Source organism: Segatella salivae F0493, from assembly GCF_000477535.1.
Taxonomy (GTDB): domain Bacteria; phylum Bacteroidota; class Bacteroidia; order Bacteroidales; family Bacteroidaceae; genus Prevotella; species Prevotella salivae.
This window is the reverse complement of the sequence record NZ_AWGW01000006.1, coordinates 282,621-306,671: the sequence shown is the minus strand read 5'-3', so window position 1 is coordinate 306,671 and position 24,051 is coordinate 282,621. Positions and strand designations below refer to the sequence as shown.

The following is a 24,051-nucleotide window of genomic DNA, read 5'->3' as shown; positions in this document are numbered from 1 at the left end:
TAATGAAGTTATAAATTCAGCCAAGCAAGGTTGCTTAAAAATGGAAATGAAGTCATCGTTAGACAAGATACGATTTGTTAAATATATTAAATTAAATCATATAATCTTTGTAACCATTTCTTTATTTCAATTAAAATAACTACCTTTGCACTCGCTTTCAAACAGGAAGTTGACTGACTCGCTAGCTCAGTTGGTAGAGCACAACACTTTTAATGTTGGGGTCATGGGTTCGAGCCCCATGCGAGTCACAAAACGAAAAAGAGGAGTTCACAAATGAACTCCTCTTTTTTTATGTTATTCTTTGAATGGGTTTGATTTATTGTTTGAACCCCAAAAGCTTATATTATTGAGCATTATATTGCTCCATTTCAAGCGAAGCCCAGATAAAAGGGCCTATTCCCTTGGGGTCGTTATCACGAATTGGCTCGCTCATATAATAGTCAAAACTTCCATCTCTGCGATAATTTTCCTTACCTTTTGGCACAAACGGGCCCTTACCTGGCCCTAAACCACTCACACTACAGCAATCCGTTAGCGAGAGAGTCAAGTCATTATTCACCCGAATGAAATGCTGTAAGATGCCTTGATAGGCACGTTTTCCAGCCTCACGGAAGTCAGAACTGAGCCAGCCTTTACGTGAACCTTTCAGTAAGACATAAGAAAACATGCACGAAGCAGTGCTTTCCAAGTAGTTCTTTGGACTCTTAACATCCATCACATCATACCAAACCCCACTCTTTTTGTCTTGATATTGCACAACCGCTTGCATTGTTTTCTGTAATAAAGCCACAAGTTCGGCCCTGCGAGGATAGTCATTCGGCATGACATCTAAACACTCCATAATGGCCATTACGTACCAACCCAGCGCACGAGCCCACGTGTGACGACTTTGTCCATTGCCTTGATTTGCCCAGAATTGACTATGAGTTTCATCCCAAGCATGCTTCCAAAGACCAGTTGTTTTGTCATAAGTTCGCAAATCGGTTTGTAGTATTTGATGAACTGCATCGTCAAGAATCGCACGCGCTTTTCGGTCAGAATAGTTTGTCAAAGCATAGTTACAATAGAATGGTAAGCCCATAAAGATGCCGTCAAGCCACACTTGATTAGCGTATATTGCCTTATGCCAGAAGACGCCATCTGACGTTCTTGGCTGCTTAAGTAGTTGCTTCATAAAAGTCTTTAAGGCCTTTTTCTCACCCTGAGTAGGGGCATATTGCTGCATCTTGAGAATGAATTTAGCCGGCCGAATGTTATCAAGATTAAAGGCATTATAGTCATACCCTGTCACCTTTCCTTGCTGATCAATCATCTTTTTGCAATACGTCGTCAGGTAATTCCTAATAGAATCGCCCCCATAAACATGGTAAACATCTAATAAACTCTCTAATTCTATGCCCACAGTATAACTCCAACGAGGGGCTGAAGCAAAGTCAAGTAGCCAGGGTTTTGGCGTTCGTTTCATCTCCGAATAAGCCATCCATTCAGACAAATGCTTATAAGGCTTCTTGTCAGCAGACAATACTAACGAGCCATTCATTTTAACATTATCGAACGAAACGTTTCGAGTCTTCCCCGTAATTCTTACATTTTGTTTGCTTATTCCATTGAATTCGCAATCCTTTAAGCATATATCTGAGACATTTTCTACGCTATCTCGTCCCACAATCAGCACACCATAAGCGCTCTTTTGACATGTAACTTGCTCCACATTCACGTTTCTTACCTCTGGTTCAAAGCCTCGATAACATGGTTCTTGAGGTTCATAATCAAGGTTAATCTTAACTACTGCCTCCTTACATTGCCCCACTTTAACGCGCCGAACATTGATATTCTCGATACGACCACCCCTACAATTGTTTGTTTTGATACGCAAAACACGGTCTAAATGAGGTGAATCCATCGTGCAATCTTCGGCAAAAACATTCATACATCCGCCTGAAATCTCACTCCCAATCACAATACCTCCATGGCCATCTTCCATCACACAACGTCGTATAATGATGTTCTTTGAAGGCTGATTCCAAAGTCTTCCGTCGTTATTTCGACCGCTTTTAATGGCTATACAGTCATCCCCTGTGTGGAAATGTGTATTCTGAATGAGCACGTTTTCACACGCTTCAGGGTCACATCCGTCACCATTTGGTCCTTCATTCCATATCTTTACGCCATCAACCGTCACGTTTTTACATTGTAAAGGGTGTATAACCCAGAAAGGAGAATTTAGTAAAGTAACGCCCGAAACACGCACTCGGTTTCCTTTTACGAAGTTAATGAGCTGGGGACGAAGCCCATATCCCAACCCAAAACGACGCTCATCCCAGGGTACATCGTCTTCGGCCATCTGCTGAAGTCGTCTGCGTGAGCCTAACACTTGTGCCTCCTTAGTAACTCCTTTGACATATCCGAAGACCTCTTTTCCACACATTGGCCACCACGTTTCATTCGAACCACCGCCATCTATCGTACCTTCTCCCGACACAACAACGTCATCTGAGCCAAAAGAATAAATGCAAGGACTGTAATTCCAGCACATCATTCCTTCCCAAGATGTCTTTACTAACGGATAGAGTGAACGTTCAAACACAAACTGAAGTAAAGCATCTTTGCTCACAACAAGTTCGATTCCAGAAGATAAACGCAATGCCCCCGTATGCCATTTTCCTGCAGGAACGACCACTTTTCCACCGCCTTGACGAGCTAAAAAGGCTATAGCTTTCTGGATAGCACGCTGATTTTGTGCCGCCGAGGCCGTCGTCTTTGCTCCAAATTTCGTGATAACTACAGACCTATCGGCAATCCTTGGTTGCTCAATAGCATGCTCAATAGCTTGGTATTCGCTTTCATTCCAACCATCGCCCAATGCGAACAACGGAAAGAATACGAAGAAAATCAATAATGATAATTTGTTCATTGTTATTAAGTTGTTTGTTTTTTATAGATTAATCTGTAACATTAAACCAATCAATATCTATCCAACCGCGATTTGATTTCACGTTGGGTTCTTGTGCAACAAAGCCCATCTTTGCTCCTATCCACTTACCTTCTCGCATCTTAAATGGCTCACCTACTTCCTTAAAATGCTTGCCATCACGACTGAAAGCGAATCGAACTATACCACCATCTACCTTCATTTGAAGGAACACTTCCTCATAGATTGCAAACTGATAATCGTTATCATCCTGCCCCGTTTTTGCCAGATGAGCCAACGGAGTGACTGTAACCGCCCCACCTTTATCGGCATTTCGGCAAGTCATTTGTTGCAAAACAAAGCCATCACCCACGCGCTTTACCACCAAAGAAGAATAGTCTATACCCATCATTATGAGTCCACCTAACTGACCTTCTGCCTTACTTATAAGGGTTAATTTGGCTGTAACGGTGAAGCGATCTGCAGGAGTTTTCTGCAATAAAAGATTGGGAACATTCCAAAAATTGTCGTTGGTTTTATACGTATAGAGCCTGAAAAAGCCCAACGAAGTAGGCATTCCGAACGAAGGATTATAGTTAGATTGCCACTGCCATTGACGGCCCAAACGAGGCAAATTGAATGAATCGCTCTCCAGAGGAGTTACTATCAAGCGGCTTTCAGCCTTTGGTTTGCGATATGATAAATAAGGTGTTCCACAATAACCACGCTGAGGCACACAGCCAATGATGGGCCAATTGTCTTTCCATGTAAGTGGTTGCAGATGCACAACACGCCCATATGGTCCCTTATCTTGAAAGTGAACAAACCAATCTTCGCCATATTTCGTGTGCACCCAAGCCCCTTGATGTGGCCCATTTACAGGCGTATTGCCCTGCGCCAACACCTTTTTTGCCTCATAAGGGCCAAAGGGTGACCGCGCACGTAAAGCCAGTTGGAATCCTGTTGACACTCCTCCGGCAGGACAAAATATCCAATACCACCCATCACGTTTATAGAATTTAGGCCCTTCACACGTGCAGTTTTCCGTGCCATTCCCATCAAACACTATCACGGGATCACTGATAGCACGCGTTCCATCGGCATCCATCTCACGCACAGTGATAACACTTGCAAAGCCCGTTCGGCTGTTAGCCCACGCATTTACGAGGTAACATCGCCCATCATCATCCCATAATGGCGACGTGTCGATAATGCCTTTACCAGGCAATATCAGTCGTGGTGGCTCCCAAGGTCCTTCAGGACGCTGCGCCTTTACCATGAAAACACCTTGGTCGGGGGCGCCCCAATAGATGCGATATGAACCATTATGATAGCGAATACAGGGCGCCCAGACGCCCTTTCCGTGTGCAGGAAGCCCCCCAAATAGGCTGTCTGGCCACACACGCTCAAGCGCATGACCAACTATCTCCCAATTAACGAGGTCACGAGAATGTAGAATCGGCAGTCCAGGAACACAATTAAAAGAACTCGAAGTGAGGTAATAGTCATCACCAACTGCCACAACATCGGGGTCACTATAATCGGCATTGATCACAGGATTGACATAGGTGCCGTTGCCTTTATCGGCACACCACACCCTCGATCGATATTGCCCGGCCACTGTTAAGGGCATCATCGCAAGCAAGATACAAAGCAGTTTGTTCATCGTTGCTGTCAGATTATTTCTTGATTAGTAATTTTTGAAATAGTTATTAAGTGTTTGTTTAAGTTTGATCTTCACGACCTTATGTTGACAAAGATAAGGAAAAAGCACGAGATAAAGCCTGAACGGGTTATTAAAAAAAGTTATATAAATGTTTTGAACATATTGGTTTTTGCACTATATTTGCCCCTATAACAACACCTTTTGACACATGAAATCAAAACATTCACCGCTATTGAGTATTTTGTTGCTTGCTACATGTGCAATAATCCTATTGTTATCAGCGTGCAAAGAAACAAAATCAGTGGCACAATCAAACCGAAAGTCTCAGCCCAAACAAACGATTAAGGCGCTTAAACTCACTAAATCCTATAAGAATTTAACAACAGACGCCGATACCACCTGCGCTGGTTGGCACATCATTTTGCAATCGGCCGATGCCCCATATAAAGTGAAAAACGAAGACTTCTACGACAAAATAGTTCTTATTACGCTTTATAAAAACGGCAAACTATTAGTGGATCGGCAAGAGATTACAACCAAAAATCTGCATAAAAAGCCTCAACCTTACCTACAACTTTACCCCGCCTGGGTCAATCTTATCACACGAACAACGGCTCAGATTGGCATTAGCAACTGCTTCCCTGAAAGCGATGCATGCTGGTTTTACACGCTCTTCTATGGACAAGATGGCAGGATGAAGAAGAAAGTTCTAAAGATAGAGATGGACGAATCGGATACCGTGGCCGAGTTTTTCAGGTCATGGATACACGAATGTCAATTGAAACCTATCGATGTAAGCTCATTAAAGATGGTTGCAAATGAGTTTTGTTTGCCAAGCCTTGCTAAGCAATTAGACTATAAAAACTGGCAAAAGATATTGCCAAAGAAGGTTGTCAATCGAATTTATACAGACATAGAAGTAGACGCGGAGACCTCTTTTGTCTCAGAAAACTATTTGACTCACCGCGGAATCGTATGCTTTTATACGCACAATTTCAAGCAAAAGATTGACTCTGTTCACTATGAATTAGCGCTAAAAATGCAAGAAGATAGCACACAAACTATTGCAGGAATCAGTAAGATATGGCATGAATAATAGAATCAATGAACGCTAACCATTGACAAATATCCTTGAATTTAGCCCCTGGTTTCTAACACTTCATGAAGTTATGGGATAGCATATTGAACAAAACATACTTGAAATGTGATAATGAAACATCTATAAAAGCAATGGTTTTTCATGCGTTCTGCAATATGTTTGCTATCCTTCTATCAGCAGGATGGCTTAAAGAAGAATATAACGGATGTGGAAGCAAAAAATGATTTGCGTCATATTGCGTTGTAATCTACCTCATTTCATCGAGTAATTAGACTCAGATTATCAGATAAAGTGATGCAGTTTGTAATATGATTGTAGTTCAACGCTGAAGGCGTTGTACTTTTGATAGCCCAGGGTTGGCGTTAGCCTACCCTGGGTTACGCATGTAATGAGAAGGTCAACGCCGTAGGTGTTGTACGTTTTATGTATGGAATGCCGCGATAAAAAGCCAATAAATAAGAGGTACAACGCCTACAGCGTTGTTCCCACTAACGGCAATTGACCCAGGGTAGACTGCGCTTTCGCTTGTCAACCCTGGGCTATCAAAAGTACAACGCTTACAGCGTTGCCACCTCGATAAATACAAAGTTAGTATCTATTGCATGGAGATAGCGCTATAAGTATAGTGCTTTCTCTCATAAATCACTATAAAATCATGGTGTAAAATGGACAAACACTCATGTAAAATAATGCAGACAATTCAAGCGATTTGGCTTAAATCATTTTCCTTTTAATTATCAACAAAGTAAACATTCCCTATTCCCCATTGCACAAGCTCCCTCACTTTCAACACTGGCAAGTCTCATTTTTCTTTGAGAAAGGACCGAGAAAAGGCCTTGTTTTAAGACAGAAAATGACGAGAAACACATGGAAAACGCCTCACTTAGCAATCAATATGGAGTATAAACAAAATAAAAAAAGTCTGTCAGTTCTCATGAACTGACAGACTATATCATATTTTTTGAATAACTGCTAAATGTTAAATAGCGTGCTGATTAAAGCAAAGCCTTAAACTTTTCGTCAAGAATTGCCTTGCTTGCAGCACCAACAAACTTATCAACTAACTCGCCATTCTTGAAGAAAAGGATAGTAGGAATGTTGCGAATACCATATTCTGCTGCCACATCATCATTCTCTTCAACGTCGCATTTGCCTACAACAATTTTGCCATCATACTCTTCTGCCAGTTCAGAAATGATAGGACCGACCATGCGACATGGGCCACACCATGTTGCCCATAGGTCCACTACCAATGGTAATTCGCCATTTTTGTAACTTTCAAAGTTCTCGTTTGTGATTTTAACTTCCATCTTATTGTATTCTAATGTTATTAATCTTATTTACTTTTGCAAAAGTAAGCATTCAGTTTGATAAAAGCAAACGTTATGCCAAAAAACAGTATTCAGTCTGCCTTGAGCCTTATTAATTAATGTGATATGATATGTATGGATTGCTCTCTACATAGCTAATCAACTCCTTAGTGACGTCTACGGTGTGACTACGCGACCGCAACATCAGGCTGACATTATGCTCTCTATCGACCACTTGTATATAGAATTGCGCCTTGCCTGGCTTCTTTTCAACGAGTGTTGTAAGGTCATTGACAACGTCTTCTGTTAGTTCTGAGCTATCAATGGATATCGTAATCTTTTCCAAACGCGAATCCTTTATCGTCTGCATATATTGAATATCTTGCACGCGAAGGTCGTAAAAGTTGCTGTCTCTGTATCGTTGCTGACACTTAGCTGTTATATATACGATGCAACCTTCAGTCAACATACCGCGCCAACGCCCCCATTCCTCACCGAAGAATGCCAGTTCTCCGCTACCTTCGAAGTCCTCTATGGTGACAAAACCGCATGGTTTTCCGGTCTTGGTAAACTTGGATTTCACGCCTGTTACTATGCCTCCAATAGATATTTCTTCTTTCTTTACGAGCTCATCTTTTTTATCTAACTCCGTGCAATGCGTGTTACAAAGCGACTTTAAGATAACTCCGTACTCGTCTAATGGGTGAGCACTGAGATAGATTCCAACCAAATCACGCTCTCGGTTCAGTCGCTCTATCGTACTCCATTCCTCGAATTTCCCTGGGATTGGACGCGAAATTTCGACTGCACTCTCGCCTCCGAAGAGCGAATTGCGGGCTTCTCGCTGTTCTTGTTGATAGAGCTGACCATAACGAACGAGTGTATCTAAGAAAACATCCCCCTTCATTCCTGGTGCAAAATATTGCTCACGACGATATTCAAAGCCATCAAAACCACCGCTGAGTGCTAAAGATTCAAACGCTTTTCGATTGACATTACTGAAATCAATGCGTTGTGCGAAGTCGTAAATATCCTTGAATGGGCCATTGGCTTCACGCTCTTTAACGATAGATTGCGCTGCCATTTCACCCATTCCCTTAATGGCCGAGAGGCCAAAACGAATCTCTCCACGCTTATTTACGCCAAATTCGGAGTAGCTTTCATTAACATCTGGCCCCAAAGTTGCTATCTTCATACTCTGGCATTCCTCCATTAATTTCGTTATCTCTGTTATCTGACTGAAGCGTCGAGTCATAAGAGCTGCCATATACTCTGCAGGGAAATGCGCCTTCATATAAGCCGTTTGATAGGCTACCCACGAATAACACGTAGCGTGAGACTTATTGAATGCATAAGAAGCGAACTTCTCCCAATCTCCCCAAATCTTTTCTAATATCTTGGGATCGTGGCCATTTTCCGTTCCTTGTTTAATGAATTTAGGCTTCATTGCATCTACAATGGCCTTCTTCTTCTTACCCATTGCCTTACGAAGAGCATCGCTTTCACCTCGCGTAAAGTTAGCTAACTGACGAGAAAGTAACATCACTTGCTCCTGATATACAGTGATTCCATAAGTGTCTTTGAGGTATTTCTCCATACAAGGAATATCATAAGACACTTGAGTTGGGTCGTTTTTACGCTTAATAAAGTCAGGAATATAGTCCATAGGACCTGGCCGATAGAGCGCATTCATGGCGATAAGATCTTCGAAAACGGTAGGATGTAGCTCGCGAAGATACTTCTGCATACCAGGTGATTCGAATTGAAACGTTCCAATGGTACGCCCTTGTTGGTATAGCTGATAAGTCAGTTCGTCATCAATAGGGATAGTATCGAGGTCTACATCTATATTCTTCGTCTTCTTAACAACTTTGCAAGCTTCTTTCAACTCGGATAAAGTCTTGAGCCCAAGGAAGTCCATCTTGATGAGACCTGTAGACTCAATGACGTGTCCATCATATTGAGTTACGGCCGTTTTAAAGCCTGGATAATCGGGATCATCAGCCGTAGAAACTGGTACCCAGTTACTAATTGGATCACGACAAATAATGAATCCGCACGCATGTATACCCGTTCCACGTATAGTTCCCTCAAGCATCTTCGCATACTTAATCGTGTTTCGCTCGCGTGAATCCTGTGAAACTTCGGCCTCACGAAGCTCTGGTGTGCACTTAATGGCATTCGTAAGATTCATCTTTAAGCCATCGGGCAGACGGTCAGGGATAGCTTTACAGAGGAAGTTTGATTTCTCTAAAGGTAACTTTTCAACTCGAGCAACGTCCTTAATTGAGTTTTTCGTGGCCATGCTTGCATACGTAATAATGTGTGCACAGTTCTCATGTCCATACTTATCCATAACCCATCGTAACACCTTTCCACGCCCATCATCATCGAAGTCGGTATCAATATCTGGTAGGTTTACACGGTCTGGATTCAGGAAACGCTCAAAAAGTAAGTCATATTTCAATGGATCTATCTTCGTAATTCCTAAGCAATAAGCCACTACAGAGCCTGCTGCAGAGCCACGCCCAGGGCCTACCATGACACCCAAATCAGTGCGGGCAGCATTGATAAAGTCTTGAACTATGAGGAAATATCCCGGGAAACCCATCGTCTTCATGACGTGAAGTTCGAAGTTAATATGCTCTTGAACATTGGATGGAATGGGGTCTCCATACAACTTCTTAGCACCATCATGTGCCAACTTTGCAAGGTAATCGGCTTCAAACTTGATGCGATAGATTTTATCATAGCCACCAAGTCGCTTGATCACCTTTTGACCTTCTTCAGGTGAAAGCTGATTTTCGCCGTTTTCATCTGAGGTAAATTCTTTATAAAGATCAGCTTCTGAGAACTTCAATTTCCATTCTTCTTCTGTACCAAATGATTCTGGAATCGGGAAGAAAGGCATGATAGGACCATGCTCTATGCTATAGTGTTCAACCTTATTTAATATCTCAAGCGTATTCGTTAAAGCCTCGGGAACATCTGAAAAGACTTCATTCATCTCCTCACGAGACTTAAACCACTCCTGTTTACTGTATCGCATTCGGTTGGGATCATCAAGTTCTTTGCCAGTGGAAAGACACAAAAGATGGTCATGTGCCTCGGCAGTTTCCTTGTCCTCAAAATGCACATCATTTGTACAAATGACTTTAATGCCATACTCCTTTGCAAATTCTAACAAGACTTTATTAGCCTTTTGCTGCAATGGAAAAGCTTCACGATTCGCGAGAATTGTAGGATCTTTGACTTCATGTCGCTGCAATTCAAGATAATAATCGTCTCCAAACACACGATGATACCATTCACAAGCTTCGCGTGCCCCCTCCAAATCACCTTTTATTATCTTTGAAGGCACCTCACCAGCAATACATGCTGAGCACACAATCAGGTCCTCATGATACTTTTCAAGCTCTGTTCTGTCAGTGCGAGGGCGGTAATAATATCCGTCAATCCAAGACTTACTAACTAACTTTATGAGGTTTTTGTAACCATTATAGTTCTTTGCTAACACGATGAGATGATAGCCAGAGTTGTCTCCATGCTCTTTAACTTTATCATGAAGTCTATGATGTGCCACATACATCTCACATCCAAAAATCGGTTTAAAGGGTTCAAGTCCTTCAGCTTTACGCTTTTTATTGACACCGGCACAATAGTCGGCAAACTCTTTTATGCCGAACATCACGCCATGATCTGTCAGAGCCATGCCTTTCATCCCATTCTCAACAGCTTTATCTACGAGTCGGGATATCTTGGATTGTCCGTCAAGTATCGAATAATATGTATGGACATGAAGGTGTATAAAGTCTTGCATAAGATAATAATTTGGGTTGCTAAGGTACTGCAAAAAACAGGGATTACAAAATAAAACGTGGTTTTTTATTTTAGATATTTGCTCATAAAACAAAAAATAATTACCTTTGCCATTAATTAGTTTGCATCAAAACGACTATGATTAAGAAGATAAAGAAATTCAAGAAAATACGTATTCATCGCGAAGGGACAGACACTCTTCTCTATAGTTTCATAGCCTATGCGGCAATTGCCCTATTATTATACCGGTTAGATAACAAGCTTTTCTTTTGGTCTTTCCTTGTAATTTTCGGCGCAGTTTATGGAGTTGTTCTCAACTTCTACCGCTGTCCTTTACGCCGTTTCTCTGAAACCGACGAAACAGAAAAGGTAGTTGTCGCTCCCGCTGACGGCAAAATTGTCGTTATTGAGGAAGTAGATGAGAACGAATATTTCCATGATCGTCGCCTGATGATTAGCATTTTCATGAGCCTTTTCAATGTTCATGCCAACTGGTTCCCCGTTGATGGCAAGGTAAAGTTTGTGCATCATAAAGACGGAAACTATCATAAAGCATGGTTACCAAAGGCAAGTGAGGAGAACGAACGTGCTGATACGATGATTACTACACCCGATGGAGAAGACATTCTCTGTCGACAGATTGCAGGAGCCATGGCTCGTCGCATCGTCACTTATGCCAAAGAAGGCGAAGATTGCTATATAGATGAGCACTTAGGATTTATCAAATTAGGAAGTCGAGTAGATGTATTCCTGCCCATAGGAACGGAAGTTTGCGTGAAGATGGGACAGACTACAACTGGCGACCAGACGATAATTGCAAAATTAAAATAGACAATTGGTCAACTAAAACTATGGGTATTAAAAAACATATTCCTAACAGTATCACTTGCTGTAACCTCATTTCAGGATGTATTGCCACGACATTTGCCTTCATCGGAGATGCCAAATTAGCACTCTGTTGGATTGTAATCGGCGCGGTATTTGACTTCTTTGACGGGATGTCGGCACGTCTGTTGAATGTGTCATCTCCCATAGGAAAGGAACTCGATTCCTTAGCCGACGACGTCACTTTTGGCGTTGCTCCTGCCACGATTCTATTCTCAGAGCTTAATGTTCTGGAGTATCCTGGCCCACTACTCGGCATTAAGGACTTCATTCCTTATGTCGCTTTCCTCATGGCTGCCTTTTCCGCTTTGCGCCTTGCAAAGTTTAATCTCGACGAAAGACAAACCACTTCATTCATTGGTTTGCCTACACCGGCGAATGCTTTATTTTGGGGTTCGCTCATCGTTAGCAACCCTTCATGGATTGAAGGTACATCATATTCCTTCGCCATTCTATTGGTAATGTTGGCCATCAGCTGCTATTTGTTAGTATCAGAACTACCAATGTTTGCACTGAAATTCAAGCATTGGGGATGGAAAGGCAATGAAGTTAAATATTGCTTTGCAGCACTTTCGCTCATCTGTCTTGTCGTTTTTGGTATCTTTGAGGCTTGGTGGATTATCATTTCCCTGTATCTTCTCGGTTCAATTTTACTTTGGTGGAGAGCCAGAGCCTAACTAACCGAGGCACTACTCAACACATTTTTGTATTCAAGGAGGCTTATTTATGTTTTTAATAAAATTCATTTTCCTGCTTTTCATAGCATTCTTTATCTTCATTTTGCTTACTGCTTTCCGCTTCATCAGCACGTTTCGTAGCAATATGAACAAATTTAATAGGCGTTCACAAGGCTTCGGTCAGCACCAACAAGGCAATCAACAACGACGCACTTATGGTCAAAATGGTCAGGTCTTTGACACTCGTGAGCCTCAGGATGCAAACAAAAAGATTTTCAAAAAGAATGAAGGTGAATACGTAGATTACGTAGAAGAGCAATAAACAAGCCTCACCTAAACAGGTGTTTTATACCAAAAAGAGAAAAGCAAAGGCTGAAAGTTCAAGCAAAATAAATAGTGCTGGAGGCACAAGTGCACACTGCTTATATCCTTTCCGATAACATTTGCACGCCACAAATGCACCAATAAAGATAAACAAAGGAAGGCTATTGACCAACAAAAACGCTGCAAAGGGTTTCCAAGAATCAGTTGGTGCGTCAAGAAAGAAAATGGATATAAATTGTAATAATGGTGTAGGCACCAATGGAGACAAGGCATAGAACTTCAACCAAGTAGGCGAATCATTATTCTTTTTTATAAAGAAGTACATGCAAATTGCATAAAAAACAAAGATGATTGTCATGTCTTTTCCTTTGATTTAACCAATTAATACATTGCAAAACTAATAAAAAAGAATGGGAAACACCACTATTCGATAATATTTAACAACATGAATCGCATGGTTTTCCTCCTCCACTTAAATAGATACTACCATCATAATATGCGCTAATGTCATGCAAACACTAATGATTTTCCATATCAATCATTCCCTCATACAGCTTCTCCCTCATCGTGGAACATAACATTGCGCTCCCAACACGATAATATTTATCTTAACAAAGTGCTGCATTTTGCCAGGCAATTAGCATCAAATCACACGATAATTTGACGCAAATCATCGTGTGATTTGACTCAGATTATCGGGTAAAATGATGCAGTTTGTGATATAATTCACGTCATCTTCCGACACGAACCAATGGAATGTTGTGCAAAAAATGAATGTTAGTTGTGCACTAACGTACCTATTTCTTCTCCGTCAAGCACGCGTTTTAAGTTGCCATATACGTCCATGTTGAACACATAAATAGGTAAATTATTCTCCTTGCACATTGTAGTTGCAGTGAGATCCATCACTTTCAGTCCACGCGTATAAATCTCATCATACGTGATATCGGCAAACTTTGTAGCGTTAGCATCCTTTTCTGGGTCGGCAGTATAAATGCCATCAACGCGTGTTCCCTTAAGCATCACGTCGGCTTCTATCTCTATTCCACGCAAAGAACTGCCTGTATCGGTGGTGAAATATGGGCTTCCTGTGCCTGCAGAGAAGATGCAAACATAGCCTGCTTCCATTGCTTCTATGGCCTTCCACTTGCTATAATACTCACCAATTGGCTCCATGCGAATAGCCGTTAAGACTTTTGTTTTGACACCAATCGCACCTAAAGCACTACTGAGCGCTAACGAATTGATGACTGTTGCGCACATACCCATCTGGTCACCCTTTACGCGATCAAAGCCCTCTTGACTGCCACTGAGACCTCGAAAGATATTACCGCCACCGATAACAATACCAATTTGAACGCCCATTTCATGGACTTCCTTAATCTGTTGAGCATAGTCTGAGAGACGATGTGGGTCGATTCCGAATCCCTGTTCACCCATTAAACTCTCACCACTCAATTTAAGTAGAATACGTTTGAATCTCATATATTTTTTAATAACAGCCTCTTCTGTTTATCATGAAATAGAAAAAAGAGACTTGAGTTTATGATTTAACGATTGAATTTCTTCAATATTATTGTTTGATTTGATGCCGATTGTAGGACTATTCCCTCCCACTCGTTTGCAAATAAAAGTGAGATGACAGTCAAGACTGGCTATTGATGCACTCTATTTCCTTGAATTTATACTCTCGAATAACACCTTCTCGGTCTCTGACTACCATGGTTCCATCGTCTTCAACCTCAATGATTGCTGCCTCAAAGACCTCGTTTGAAGCGACATCTCGATAGGGATAAAATCCTTTCCGACGATAAAGTGCCTCATGATAACAGGCAGAAACATCACCATATTGCCCATTTTCAATCCACGAATAATACTTATCAAAGCATTCAAGGAAAGCATCCAAAATCTGCTTTCGCTCCACTTCATGGCCTAAAATCTGTGCCAACGAAACGGGATTTGGGGCATCACTCGTGAAAGTTTGCTGGTTAACATTGAGTCCAATGCCAAAGATACAGTCCTTAATATGGCCCGCCGAGATTGTGGTTTCTATCAAAGTGCCACTAATTTTGCGGTCTTTCCAATAGACATCATTAGGCCATTTCAGTGTAATATCATTTGTATAATGGTCTAACACCTCTTTCAACGCAAGCGCACCTGCCATAGAAAGCAAGAACTGACAACGCAAAGGAACCATCAACGGATGGACCATAACACTGAAAAGTAAGTTCTTTCCGGCCTCACTCTCCCATCGGTTTGTCGCCTGACCGCGTCCCTTTCGCTGATAATCTGTCACGACAACAACCATTCTTTGCGTCTGTCCGTCGGCCAATCTGCGTATCTCATCATTGGTAGAATCGGCTTCTTCGAGCCACACCACCTTGGGTTTATCCTTTTGTTTCTGTTTCTTTTTGAACCAAGCTGTTATCTTCATTTGCACGAATTATACGAAATCTAAATTAAAAGTGGGTTGAAGGCATCGACAACATGTTCGAGTTTAAAGTTCTCTGGGGCAGTTCCGACAATCGTGATTAAGTCAAAACGCAACTCCTCTACAATGTTTTTTTCCTTCACATAGGCATTCGCGGCATGACCAAGATTGCGTATCTTTCTTACATCTACAGCCTCATCAGGATGCATAACAACGTCAGAACTACGCGTTTTTACTTCGATAAAGACGACCGTAGTGCCATCAGGCGTGCGCGCAACGATATCTAAATCGCGGTGACCTTGACGCCAATCGCGCTCTATAATGCCGTAACCTGCATGCTCAAGAAACTCAGCTGCATAGTCTTCTCCTATCTTTCCAAGTTCATTATGCCGTGCCATTATCTATAAATATGGACTACAAAATTACGACATTTATTCTGTTTCGTCAAGTGATTCATTAAGAAAAATCATTCCATTTGCAGCTTTATTCATTATTCCTTGACTTCCTTTTGGATTCAATGTTGCGTCAGTTGTATTTTTTTTATTACCTTTGCAAAGAATAAAATGTATGAAAGTAACTGACATCATCCAACAAAATAAAGACCAAAGAAGGTTCTCTATTGAGGTACTTCCACCCCTAAAAGGGAATGGAACTGCTACACTTTTTGCCACGATTGATAAGTTTAGAGAACTCAATCCGCTTTATATTAACATCACAACTCACCATAGTGAGTTTGTGTATCGGGAGCTTCCAAATGGTCAGTTCACACGAAACCGTATACGACGACGCCCAGGAACAGTGGCCATTGCAGCTGCTATTCAAAGCCGTTATCAGCTTCCGGTGATTCCACACCTAATATGTAGTGGCATAACGGCTGAGGATATAGAATATGAACTGCTTGACTTGCAGTTCTTGGGGATTGAGAATCTGTTGCTATTACGTGGCGATAAAGCGAAAGACGACCGTGTATTCATGCCAACACCAGGTGGACATTCGCATACAACAGAACTCATTTCGCAGGTCAATCGCTTTAATAAGGGCTTGTTTAACGACGGCACTTCTATCAATCATCCAGGTGTACCTTTCGAATATGGTGTGGCAGCTTATCCCGAGAAACATGAGGAAGCACCCAACATGAAGATGGATTTGGAATGGTTAAAAGAAAAGCAAGACATGGGCGCAAGCTATGCAGTGACTCAGCTTTTCTATGATAACAAAAAATTCTTTGACTTCATTCAGGCAGCAAGAGAGATAGGAATCACCATTCCAATCATACCGGGTATCAAGCCTTTGGCACGGCTTTCACAACTCACTGTGGTGCCACGCACCTTCCGATGTGACCTTCCTGAGGAACTCGCAAGTGAGGTTTTGAAATGTAAAACCGATGAAGATGCACAACACTTGGGCATAGAATGGGGCATCAATCAATGTCGGGAACTCTATGAAGTAGGTTTCCATAACATCCATTTCTATACGGTTTCAGCAGCAGACAGCGTCAGAGAAATCGTTAGAAAGCTATTATAAGTATGAAGTTTAGTGACGTAATTGGACAAGAAGAGGCTAAGAATAGGTTGCGAGACTTAGTGAAAGAGCATCGCATTCCTAACACTTTGATGCTTTGTGGACCAGCAGGCAGTGGGAAAATGGCCCTTGCTCTTGCCTTTGCAAGCTATCTTTTAGGAGAGCGTGACGACGAAACTTCATTGCTTTCTAACCCTCGTGCCATCGCAAATGCAGAGGCAATGTTGGCTAAATGGGAGCATCCTGACTTGCATTTCACGTTTCCTGTCATCAAACCTACAGGCACTTCACCCGACCATAAGATGTCAAGTGACGACTTCATCTCACGTTGGAATGCGATGCTGTTAAAGTCACCTTACTTCACCATGGATAGCTGGTTATCGGCTATGGAAGCGGCAAATCAACAGGCAATTATAGGCGCAGGAGAAAGTGATGAGCTAATAAAGAAGTTGTCACTAAAGTCAAGTCAGGGTGGATATAAAGTGAGTATTATTTGGCTTCCAGAGCGAATGAATGTGGAATGTGCCAATAAACTCCTGAAACTTCTTGAGGAACCACCCCACCAAACAGTTTTTATCATGGTGTGTGAAGAGCCTGAACTGCTGCTCGACACCATCAAAAGTCGTACCCAACGCATTGACATCAAACGCATAGATGATGCAGATATAGAGCAAGCGCTTATCGAACGACGCGCCATTGACGCTGAACATGCACACCGAATTGCCCGTATTGCCAGCGGAAACTGGCTTCGCGCATTAGAGAATCTCGATGCAGGCAATGAGAATAGAGCCTTTCTTGACATGTTCATTATGCTCATGCGATTAGCTTATCAGCGTGACATTAGGGAACTAAAGAAGTGGAGTGAGGTCATTGCTTCATATGGACGTGAGAAGCAAAGACGCTTTATCAGTTACACAATGAGTTTGATAAGAGAGAACTTTATGTATAACTTTCAGGTGCCAGAACTATGCTTTATGACGCTGGAAGAAGAGACTTTCTCTCGCAAATTCGCACGATTTATCAACGAAGCTAACGTGATAGATATCAATGATCTGTTGCAAAAGGCAAGACGAGATATAGGGCAGAACGCCAACGCAAGAATCGTTTTCTTCGATTTGGCACTGCAAATGATTGTATTATTAATCAGAAAGTAAAGAGTGAAATGGACTTCAAAAATATGAAATTCAAATTGGCAAACGGCTGCGATCGAGGCCTTTGTCACAAAGGTTGCAGTCGACAGGACCGACAACTAAACACGTATGACTGGTTAGCGGACGTGCCGGGGAACAATGAAACAACGGATCTTGTAGAGGTACAATTCAAGAATACACGCAAGGATTACTATCATAACGTGAACAACCTTGACTTGAAGAAGGGCGACATTGTAGCCGTTGAAGCTAATCCCGGCCATGATATTGGCGTGGTAACCCTAACAGGTCGGCTTGTAAAATTACAGATAAAAAAAGCCAATATCAAGTCACCTGATGACATCAAACGCATCTATCGGATTGCTAAACCCGTAGATATTGACAAATATAATGAGGCAAAATCACGTGAACATAGCACGATGATTGAGAGCCGACAGATAGCAAAGTGTCTCGGCCTTCAAATGAAAATTGGAGATGTAGAGTATCAAGGTGACGGCAATAAAGCCATCTTTTACTATATTGCCGACGAGCGCGTTGACTTCCGACAACTCATTAAAGATCTCGCAAGTGCTTTCCATGTGCGCATTGAAATGAAACAAATCGGTGCACGACAAGAGGCTGGACGCATTGGCGGTACAGGCCCGTGTGGACGTGAACTCTGCTGTGCCACATGGATGAAGAACTTTGTTAGTGTCAGCACGAATGCTGCTCGATTCCAAGATATATCGCTAAACCCTCAGAAACTTGCAGGCATGTGCGCCAAACTTAAATGCTGTTTGAACTATGAAGTAGATGATTATGTTGAAGCAGGGAAACGCATTCCGCCTCATGATATCGTTCTACAGACACAGGACAGTGACTATTATCAGTTCAAAACTGATATCCTTGCTGGTCTCATTACCTATTCAACGGACAAACATCTTGCCGCAAATTTAGAGACTATTTCGGCACAACGCGCACAGCAAATCATTGCGATGAACCGACGTGGAGAAAAGCCCCTTTCACTGCTTGAAGATGATAAAAGCAAGACGCCTAACAAGCCAAAAGACCTCCTTGAGGATGATATTAACCGCTTTGACAAGGCTAAACATAAGAAGAAAAAACGCCCTACTGGACGTAATAACAAAGAAACAGACACTCCAAACAATGCTACTCCTGGGGCAGAGAACGAGCGTCGACCTCGTCAGGCCAATGACAACGAGGCACCACGCGATAACAATCAGCCACGCAACAATAATAATGTGCGTCGCAACAATCGTGGAAACAGAAACGAACAACGCCAACAAAATGGCGAAAAACGCAATGATAGTCAGCGTCAACCACGTCAAAATGAGGCGCAACCAAAAGACAATCCAGAGGCAAAAGCATGAAGATAAAAGGGGTATTCATCGTCATTCTGACAGCAATGCTGTTGACTTCGTGTAACAAACAAAAGGTATACGACAGCTATCAGCATACTCCTGTGGCAGGATGGGAACGCAATGATACGCTTAAATTCGATGATATTGAGCGTTTCAAAGCGGCAGGTGACTACGCAACCTACTTGGGATTGCGCATCAATGGCTATTATCCTTTTATGGGCTTGACCCTGATTATCGACAAGACTACATTGCCTTCACACACCGTTGATAGTGATACGATTAACTGCAAGCTATTGGATCGTCACGGAAACAGCCAGGGAATAGGCGGAATCAGTTATTATCAATACAATATGAAGCTTAAGAATATCCGCGTAGCAAAGGGAGATAGCATCGTGGTTAGTGTCAGACATAACATGAAACGCGAGATACTTCCTGGCATAAGTGATATTGGTTTTATGTTGGTTAAAGTGAAATAAGGCCTTTGGTAGGCTGGACTATGCCTTCAAAACGCCTCAGAATGGTATTTATTAACAAGCAAAACAAATCTTCAATAGCTGTGAAAAGGAAGATGTGTTAATACTTATCAAAAGGCTTTACAAAAGAGATTACTATACGCGCGTATTCTAAACGAGACACCTTCTTGTTCTGAATACGCGCTATTTTTTGTCCTTTCGCATCACAGTGACTATCAAAAGGTTAAAGCGTTAACCTCGAAATATTATTGAAAATGATGATAAAAAAATCACAATTTGCGGCATTTAACACCATAAAAGCTATGCTTTCACAGGATAAAACAAGGCAAATAGTTCTATGAAATGAGGCAAACGGCGACTTGATTGCAATGAAAACAAGGCTCAAATCTTCTAAAAAGGAGAAATAATGGCTGATTTTCCAAATGCTATTTTCTATTTACTCACCCTATGAAATGTTAAAAAATGGCCAATAAGCTTTACAAAGTCACATTACAAATCATGCACAAATGCAACGCAATATAAGCCATTCTCGCTCCCCAATCGACTAATCCATGCGCACAAGATTACGGCCGGCATCAATTCGAAGGAAGATAAACAGCAGCAGTGTAAAGCCCCATAACGACGAACCTCCATAGCTAAAGAAAGGTAACGGGATTCCAATTACCGGCGTAAGTCCAAGTACCATGCCAACATTGATAAACACATGGAATAGGAAGATGCTTAAAACACAATAGCCATAAATGCGTCCAAACGCGAAGGGTTGCCGCTCGGCAAGATGAATTAAGCGTAAAATTAACAGCAGAAACAATAGGAGTACGCCTGCAGAACCCAAGAAACCTTCTTCCTCTCCAACAGTACAGAAAATGAAATCTGTGTCTTGTTCGGGGACAAACTTTAGCTTAGTTTGCGTTCCATTGAGGAAACCTTTTCCCTGAAGTCCGCCAGATCCAATTGCAATCTCACTCTGATGCACATTATATCCCGCTCCACTGAGGTCGTCATCTAAGCCTAAAAGCACGTTGATACGCACACGCTGGTGAGGTTCAAGCACATTGTTGAGCACATAATCAGCCGAATAGAAGAAGGCAATTGAACCGATAGTAAAGGCCAAAATGAAGAAATAGTTGGAAAAACGCGTGCGTAACCATTCCACCAAAAGATAGACAATAATCACCGCAGTGATGATAAGTTGCACCCAAACAATGTTGAACGGGAGTACATAAAGCGAGAAAAGAAGCGCTAAAAGCGTTCCACCAAAGCTGCCTCCCAACATGTAATACATCAGTTTTTTGTTGCGACAATAGACGTTAACCATTACAGATGAGAATGTCTGGATAAGCAAAATAACAATGAAAACACCGAGAGATGTTGGCGTATGTAATAATGAAACACTTTCAAATTTGATGCCCACGACGAAATAAACAATCATGGCTACTCCTGTGAACAGAATGCTTCCCGGCATTCCTTCACGATAGAACATCAAGAAGAAAGACAGGTATACCAAGGCCGATCCCGTTTCTTTCTGAGCCACAATGAATAACATTGGCAGCAAAACAACTCCACATGCAGCGGCGAAGTCTTTCCAACGATGGATGTTAAAGCCGTAAGAGCCCATCAATTTGGCTATAGCAAGGGCAGTAGCGAACTTTGCAAACTCGGCAGGTTGTAGGCGAAGAGGACCCAATACGAGCCAAGAACGCGAACCTTTAATCTCATGTGGATTGAAGATTGTTAGGAAAAGCAGGAGCAAAAGGATGCCATAAATGACATAAGAGAACGTGTCATAGAAGCGATCATCAAGCAAAAGCAACACTAATCCGAGAAACAATGAAGTGCCAATCCACACAATTTGCATTCCCGAACGTGTAGAAAGACTGAAAATATCGGTATCCCCATAGGTGTAACTTGCCCCACAAACGCTCACCCATCCAAAGATAAGGAGTGCTATGTAGATGGCAACCGTCCACCAATCAAGCGAACGAAGCACACTGGGTTGTTTATCTGTTATGCGAACCATAAGCTATTCTGCGATTCTGTAAGGCCTCGGCCATGCGCTCAGCCGACGGCGAAAGTTTCCCTGTTAAATATTGTTCGAAGAGCACTCCAGCAATAGGCACGGCAAAATCTGCACCGAATCCACCATTTTCTACATAGACTGCAATGGCTATTTTAGGGTTATTCATCGGCGCAAATCCCATAAACACCGAGTGGTCTTGACCTCGGTTTTGCGCTGTTCCCGTCTTACCGCAGACTGTAAATGGCAGATGTCCGAGTGCCTTACACGTGCCTTTGAGTGCTGACGAGCGCATACCTGCAACGACAGCACTGTATGCTCGTTCGCTGGCCATCGTGCGATGACGATGCGTAAAAGCAGTATCAAGTGGTAGCCCCTGTACTTTTCTCACAACATGAGGCGTATAATAGTAACCTCGATTGGCTATCGTTGCTCCAAGATTAGCAATCTGCAACGGCGTGAGGTTAACCTCTCCCTGACCTATAGAGATACTAATGACGGTCAAACCATTCCAAGATTTATGGTAAGCGCGGTCATAGAACGATGCGTTTGGAATGAGTCCACGCTTCTCTCCAGGTAAGTCTATCCCAAGTTTATAGCCAAATCCCATACTCACCATATAGTCGCGCCATCGATTCATGGCCTCCTGCACGTCATGATATTTGCGTCGGTTGCCCATCATATAATAGAGTCCCCAACAGAAATAGGCATTACAAGACGTACTAATGGCTTCGATGAGGTTCAAAGGTGACATATGTCCGTGACAGCCTACATGCAAACCACGATATGAGAACCCATGATGGCAGGTGAACATCGTATTGGGTGTGATAATTCCTTCAGTTAGATAGGTCAGTGCCTGCGTTGTTTTGAACGTCGAACCCGGTGGATATTGTCCCATGATAGAACGATTGAGCAGTGGCTTCCACACATTCTTTGATAGGGCAACATGCACCTTGCTGCGTTGTCTTCCAACAAGCGCTCGTGGGTCGTATGTAGGAGATGAAGCCATGGCAAGCACCTCTCCCGTGGCAGGTTCAATGGCAACGACACTTCCAATCTTGCCTTGAAGCATGCGTTCGGCAAGCGCTTGGAGTTTCACATCAAGGCTCAACGTGAGATCACGACCTGCAACAGGGCGTCTGTCAAACTTTCCATGACGATAACTTCCCTGTATTCTTCCGTGGGCATCACGTAGCATTATCTGCACACCTTTTTCCCCTCGGAGTTCTTTTTCATAATATTTCTCAACACCAAGTTTACCGATATAGTCACCAGGTTGATAGTAATCATCCTCTTCTATATTAGCCGGAGAGACCTCACCAATATCTCCAAGCACATGTGCTGCATAAGGATAGGTGTATTGACGGATGCTTCTTTTCTGGACATAAAAGCCTGGAAAGCGAAACATTTTCTCGCGAAAGACACTGAATTCTTTATCAGAAAGCTGCGTCATAAAGAGCTGTTCTGTGAACCGACTATAACCAGGATTCTTCGTACGATCCTTGATATCATCCATTCGTTTGATGAAAAACTCCTTACTGATTCCTAAGGCTTTGCACAACTCGAGCGTGTCAATATGGTCTTTTGCCTCGTTCATGACCACCATAATATCATAAGATGGTTGGTTATATACCATCAGTTTGCCATTCCGATCATAAATAGCGCCACGAGAAGGATAATCGATTTTCTTGAGGAAAGCATTACTATCGGCATTCTTTTTGAAGTCATCGCTAAGCAATTGAATCGTGAAGAGCCGAATGATATAGACCAACACTATCGCCAAAGCTACACCACCTATAACATAACGCCTATTTTCAAGAGTATAATCTTTCACTTAATGAAACCAATATTTATAACTGATTGAATGACAATATCACGTTCCTTACAGCTAACGTGAACGGAAATTCGCAAGTGTTAGGATAAGGATTATTGTAATGATTGAACTTCCTACGATGCTTTCTAACCACTGAATCCAATTGAAAAAGTTAAAAGTTTCGAGAGTAAAGAACAGCAGGCAATAAACAAACACCATCAAAATGGTGTAATAAACGAAACGCCCTATACCCAAAGTACGCATTGATGGTTTCATGTCATCAGCGCTATCGTGCTGCAGGAAGAGTTTCAACACGAGCGGTTGGATAAGTCCGAGAAATGTCAATGAAGCCATAGAGACTCCTGGAGTATTGGAAAATATGTCGACAAGTAAGCCCATAACAAAGCATGATATCAATGCACCCCATCGGGGAGTATTGCGAGGAAACAACAACGCGACATAGATATAAAGCAATGGTGTAGCACAATTGAACAGATGGATATGGTTGAACACCAGCACCTGTACAAGCAACAGCACAACAAAAATCAATGCTTCTCTTAATGATTCTATATTCATGTATCGTGTCTCCTTATATCATT

General features: G+C 42.2%; 19 protein-coding genes and 1 tRNA gene. 9 read left to right on the top strand and 11 right to left on the bottom strand.

Going from position 1 to position 24,051, the window contains the following annotated elements:
* Positions 1 to 175 precede the first annotated feature (175 nt).
* Positions 176 to 248, top strand: a tRNA-Lys gene (locus tag HMPREF9145_RS02170).
* 95 nt (positions 249 to 343) lie between these two features.
* On the opposite strand, the gene HMPREF9145_RS02165 is transcribed toward HMPREF9145_RS02170, so the two are convergent.
* Positions 344 to 2,914, bottom strand: coding sequence for a glycoside hydrolase family 88 protein (locus HMPREF9145_RS02165; RefSeq protein WP_021824721.1), 2,571 nt, complete (start codon positions 2,912 to 2,914; stop codon positions 344 to 346).
* A 28-nt stretch (positions 2,915 to 2,942) separates the two neighbouring features.
* Positions 2,943 to 4,577 (bottom strand): glycoside hydrolase family 43 protein, encoded by a 1,635-nt coding sequence (locus tag HMPREF9145_RS02160; protein WP_021824535.1) that lies wholly within the window; start codon positions 4,575 to 4,577, stop codon positions 2,943 to 2,945.
* A gap of 208 nt (positions 4,578 to 4,785) precedes the next feature.
* Between HMPREF9145_RS02160 and HMPREF9145_RS02155 the strand changes: the two genes are divergently transcribed.
* On the top strand, positions 4,786 to 5,673 hold the full coding sequence (locus HMPREF9145_RS02155) for a hypothetical protein (protein WP_036906229.1): 888 nt from the start codon (positions 4,786 to 4,788) through the stop codon (positions 5,671 to 5,673).
* A gap of 998 nt (positions 5,674 to 6,671) precedes the next feature.
* On the opposite strand, the gene trxA is transcribed toward HMPREF9145_RS02155, so the two are convergent.
* Together trxA and dnaE are read right to left on the bottom strand one after the other, a co-directional pair.
* Positions 6,672 to 6,986 carry a thioredoxin gene (trxA, locus tag HMPREF9145_RS02150; RefSeq protein WP_007134366.1) on the bottom strand — a complete coding sequence of 105 codons (315 nt, stop codon included), beginning with the start codon at positions 6,984 to 6,986 and terminating at the stop codon, positions 6,672 to 6,674.
* A gap of 112 nt (positions 6,987 to 7,098) precedes the next feature.
* On the bottom strand, positions 7,099 to 10,806 hold the full coding sequence (gene dnaE, locus HMPREF9145_RS02145) for a DNA polymerase III subunit alpha (protein WP_036906227.1): 3,708 nt from the start codon (positions 10,804 to 10,806) through the stop codon (positions 7,099 to 7,101).
* Positions 10,807 to 10,943: 137 nt separating this feature from the next.
* On the opposite strand from dnaE, the gene HMPREF9145_RS02140 reads away from it, so the two are divergent.
* From HMPREF9145_RS02140 to HMPREF9145_RS02130, 3 genes are read left to right on the top strand one after another with little or no spacing between them, the layout of a single operon-like run.
* Positions 10,944 to 11,636, top strand: a complete 693-nt coding sequence (locus HMPREF9145_RS02140; protein ID WP_007134368.1) for a phosphatidylserine decarboxylase family protein — start codon at positions 10,944 to 10,946, stop codon at positions 11,634 to 11,636.
* A gap of 20 nt (positions 11,637 to 11,656) precedes the next feature.
* Entirely contained in the window at positions 11,657 to 12,367 is a 711-nt protein-coding gene (locus HMPREF9145_RS02135; RefSeq protein WP_021824753.1) for a CDP-alcohol phosphatidyltransferase family protein, read from the top strand.
* Between the two features lie 49 nt (positions 12,368 to 12,416).
* Entirely contained in the window at positions 12,417 to 12,689 is a 273-nt protein-coding gene (locus HMPREF9145_RS02130; protein ID WP_021824585.1) for a DUF4834 family protein, read from the top strand.
* A 24-nt stretch (positions 12,690 to 12,713) separates the two neighbouring features.
* On the opposite strand, the gene HMPREF9145_RS02125 is transcribed toward HMPREF9145_RS02130, so the two are convergent.
* The 4 genes from HMPREF9145_RS02125 to HMPREF9145_RS02110 all read right to left on the bottom strand — a co-directional run bounded on the left by HMPREF9145_RS02125 (position 12,714) and on the right by HMPREF9145_RS02110 (position 15,520).
* On the bottom strand, positions 12,714 to 13,016 hold the full coding sequence (locus tag HMPREF9145_RS02125; RefSeq protein ID WP_021824670.1) for a hypothetical protein: 303 nt from the start codon (positions 13,014 to 13,016) through the stop codon (positions 12,714 to 12,716).
* Between the two features lie 452 nt (positions 13,017 to 13,468).
* Positions 13,469 to 14,176 (bottom strand): UMP kinase, encoded by a 708-nt coding sequence (gene pyrH / locus HMPREF9145_RS02120; RefSeq protein WP_007134373.1) that lies wholly within the window; start codon positions 14,174 to 14,176, stop codon positions 13,469 to 13,471.
* A 160-nt stretch (positions 14,177 to 14,336) separates the two neighbouring features.
* On the bottom strand, positions 14,337 to 15,125 hold the full coding sequence (locus HMPREF9145_RS02115) for a biotin--[acetyl-CoA-carboxylase] ligase (protein WP_021824570.1): 789 nt from the start codon (positions 15,123 to 15,125) through the stop codon (positions 14,337 to 14,339).
* A 20-nt stretch (positions 15,126 to 15,145) separates the two neighbouring features.
* Positions 15,146 to 15,520: a YraN family protein gene (locus tag HMPREF9145_RS02110; protein ID WP_021824506.1), complete on the bottom strand. Its 375-nt coding sequence runs from the start codon at positions 15,518 to 15,520 to the stop codon at positions 15,146 to 15,148.
* 169 nt (positions 15,521 to 15,689) lie between these two features.
* Between HMPREF9145_RS02110 and HMPREF9145_RS02105 the strand changes: the two genes are divergently transcribed.
* Genes HMPREF9145_RS02105 through HMPREF9145_RS02090 form a run of 4 tightly spaced genes read left to right on the top strand, consistent with a single transcriptional unit; the run spans position 15,690 to position 19,628 of the window.
* The gene (locus HMPREF9145_RS02105; protein WP_021824627.1) at positions 15,690 to 16,646 is read left to right on the top strand and encodes a methylenetetrahydrofolate reductase; all 957 of its coding nucleotides are present in this window, start codon (positions 15,690 to 15,692) and stop codon (positions 16,644 to 16,646) included.
* 2 nt (positions 16,647 to 16,648) lie between these two features.
* Positions 16,649 to 17,797: a DNA polymerase III subunit gene (locus HMPREF9145_RS02100; RefSeq protein WP_021824576.1), complete on the top strand. Its 1,149-nt coding sequence runs from the start codon at positions 16,649 to 16,651 to the stop codon at positions 17,795 to 17,797.
* Positions 17,798 to 17,805: 8 nt separating this feature from the next.
* A complete protein-coding gene (locus tag HMPREF9145_RS02095) occupies positions 17,806 to 19,161 on the top strand; it encodes a PSP1 domain-containing protein (protein WP_021824802.1) in 1,356 nt (451 codons plus the stop codon).
* A complete protein-coding gene (locus HMPREF9145_RS02090) occupies positions 19,158 to 19,628 on the top strand; it encodes a gliding motility lipoprotein GldH (RefSeq protein ID WP_021824774.1) in 471 nt (156 codons plus the stop codon). The genes HMPREF9145_RS02095 and HMPREF9145_RS02090 overlap by 4 nt, the downstream gene beginning before the upstream one ends.
* Before the next feature lie 541 nt (positions 19,629 to 20,169).
* Here the strand turns inward: HMPREF9145_RS02090 and rodA are convergent.
* Genes rodA through mreD form a run of 3 tightly spaced genes read right to left on the bottom strand, consistent with a single transcriptional unit; the run spans position 20,170 to position 24,028 of the window.
* Positions 20,170 to 21,642, bottom strand: coding sequence for a rod shape-determining protein RodA (gene rodA, locus HMPREF9145_RS02085; protein WP_007134381.1), 1,473 nt, complete (start codon positions 21,640 to 21,642; stop codon positions 20,170 to 20,172).
* Positions 21,623 to 23,473, bottom strand: a complete 1,851-nt coding sequence (mrdA, locus tag HMPREF9145_RS02080) for a penicillin-binding protein 2 (protein WP_021824688.1) — start codon at positions 23,471 to 23,473, stop codon at positions 21,623 to 21,625. Before mrdA ends, rodA begins: the two co-directional genes overlap by 20 nt.
* A 54-nt stretch (positions 23,474 to 23,527) precedes the next feature.
* Positions 23,528 to 24,028, bottom strand: a complete 501-nt coding sequence (gene mreD, locus HMPREF9145_RS02075) for a rod shape-determining protein MreD (protein WP_021824771.1) — start codon at positions 24,026 to 24,028, stop codon at positions 23,528 to 23,530.
* Positions 24,029 to 24,051: the final 23 nt, after the last annotated feature.

What these genes read in the sequence shown, in the direction of transcription:
- HMPREF9145_RS02090 (WP_021824774.1), top strand. Translation starts at nt 19,158, where the DNA reads ATGAAGATAAAAGGGGTATTCATCGTCATTCTGACAGCAATGCTGTTG.
- HMPREF9145_RS02155 (WP_036906229.1), top strand. Translation starts at nt 4,786, where the DNA reads ATGAAATCAAAACATTCACCGCTATTGAGTATTTTGTTGCTTGCTACA.
- HMPREF9145_RS02095 (WP_021824802.1), top strand. Translation starts at nt 17,806, where the DNA reads ATGGACTTCAAAAATATGAAATTCAAATTGGCAAACGGCTGCGATCGA.
- HMPREF9145_RS02130 (WP_021824585.1), top strand. Translation starts at nt 12,417, where the DNA reads ATGTTTTTAATAAAATTCATTTTCCTGCTTTTCATAGCATTCTTTATC.
- HMPREF9145_RS02135 (WP_021824753.1), top strand. Translation starts at nt 11,657, where the DNA reads ATGGGTATTAAAAAACATATTCCTAACAGTATCACTTGCTGTAACCTC.
- HMPREF9145_RS02115 (WP_021824570.1), bottom strand. Translation starts at nt 15,125, where the DNA reads ATGAAGATAACAGCTTGGTTCAAAAAGAAACAGAAACAAAAGGATAAA.
- HMPREF9145_RS02125 (WP_021824670.1), bottom strand. Translation starts at nt 13,016, where the DNA reads ATGTACTTCTTTATAAAAAAGAATAATGATTCGCCTACTTGGTTGAAG.
- HMPREF9145_RS02110 (WP_021824506.1), bottom strand. Translation starts at nt 15,520, where the DNA reads ATGGCACGGCATAATGAACTTGGAAAGATAGGAGAAGACTATGCAGCT.
- dnaE (WP_036906227.1), bottom strand. Translation starts at nt 10,806, where the DNA reads ATGCAAGACTTTATACACCTTCATGTCCATACATATTATTCGATACTT.
- trxA (WP_007134366.1), bottom strand. Translation starts at nt 6,986, where the DNA reads ATGGAAGTTAAAATCACAAACGAGAACTTTGAAAGTTACAAAAATGGC.
- pyrH (WP_007134373.1), bottom strand. Translation starts at nt 14,176, where the DNA reads ATGAGATTCAAACGTATTCTACTTAAATTGAGTGGTGAGAGTTTAATG.
- HMPREF9145_RS02105 (WP_021824627.1), top strand. Translation starts at nt 15,690, where the DNA reads ATGAAAGTAACTGACATCATCCAACAAAATAAAGACCAAAGAAGGTTC.
- rodA (WP_007134381.1), bottom strand. Translation starts at nt 21,642, where the DNA reads ATGGTTCGCATAACAGATAAACAACCCAGTGTGCTTCGTTCGCTTGAT.
- mreD (WP_021824771.1), bottom strand. Translation starts at nt 24,028, where the DNA reads ATGAATATAGAATCATTAAGAGAAGCATTGATTTTTGTTGTGCTGTTG.
- HMPREF9145_RS02160 (WP_021824535.1), bottom strand. Translation starts at nt 4,577, where the DNA reads ATGAACAAACTGCTTTGTATCTTGCTTGCGATGATGCCCTTAACAGTG.
- HMPREF9145_RS02165 (WP_021824721.1), bottom strand. Translation starts at nt 2,914, where the DNA reads ATGAACAAATTATCATTATTGATTTTCTTCGTATTCTTTCCGTTGTTC.
- HMPREF9145_RS02140 (WP_007134368.1), top strand. Translation starts at nt 10,944, where the DNA reads ATGATTAAGAAGATAAAGAAATTCAAGAAAATACGTATTCATCGCGAA.
- HMPREF9145_RS02100 (WP_021824576.1), top strand. Translation starts at nt 16,649, where the DNA reads ATGAAGTTTAGTGACGTAATTGGACAAGAAGAGGCTAAGAATAGGTTG.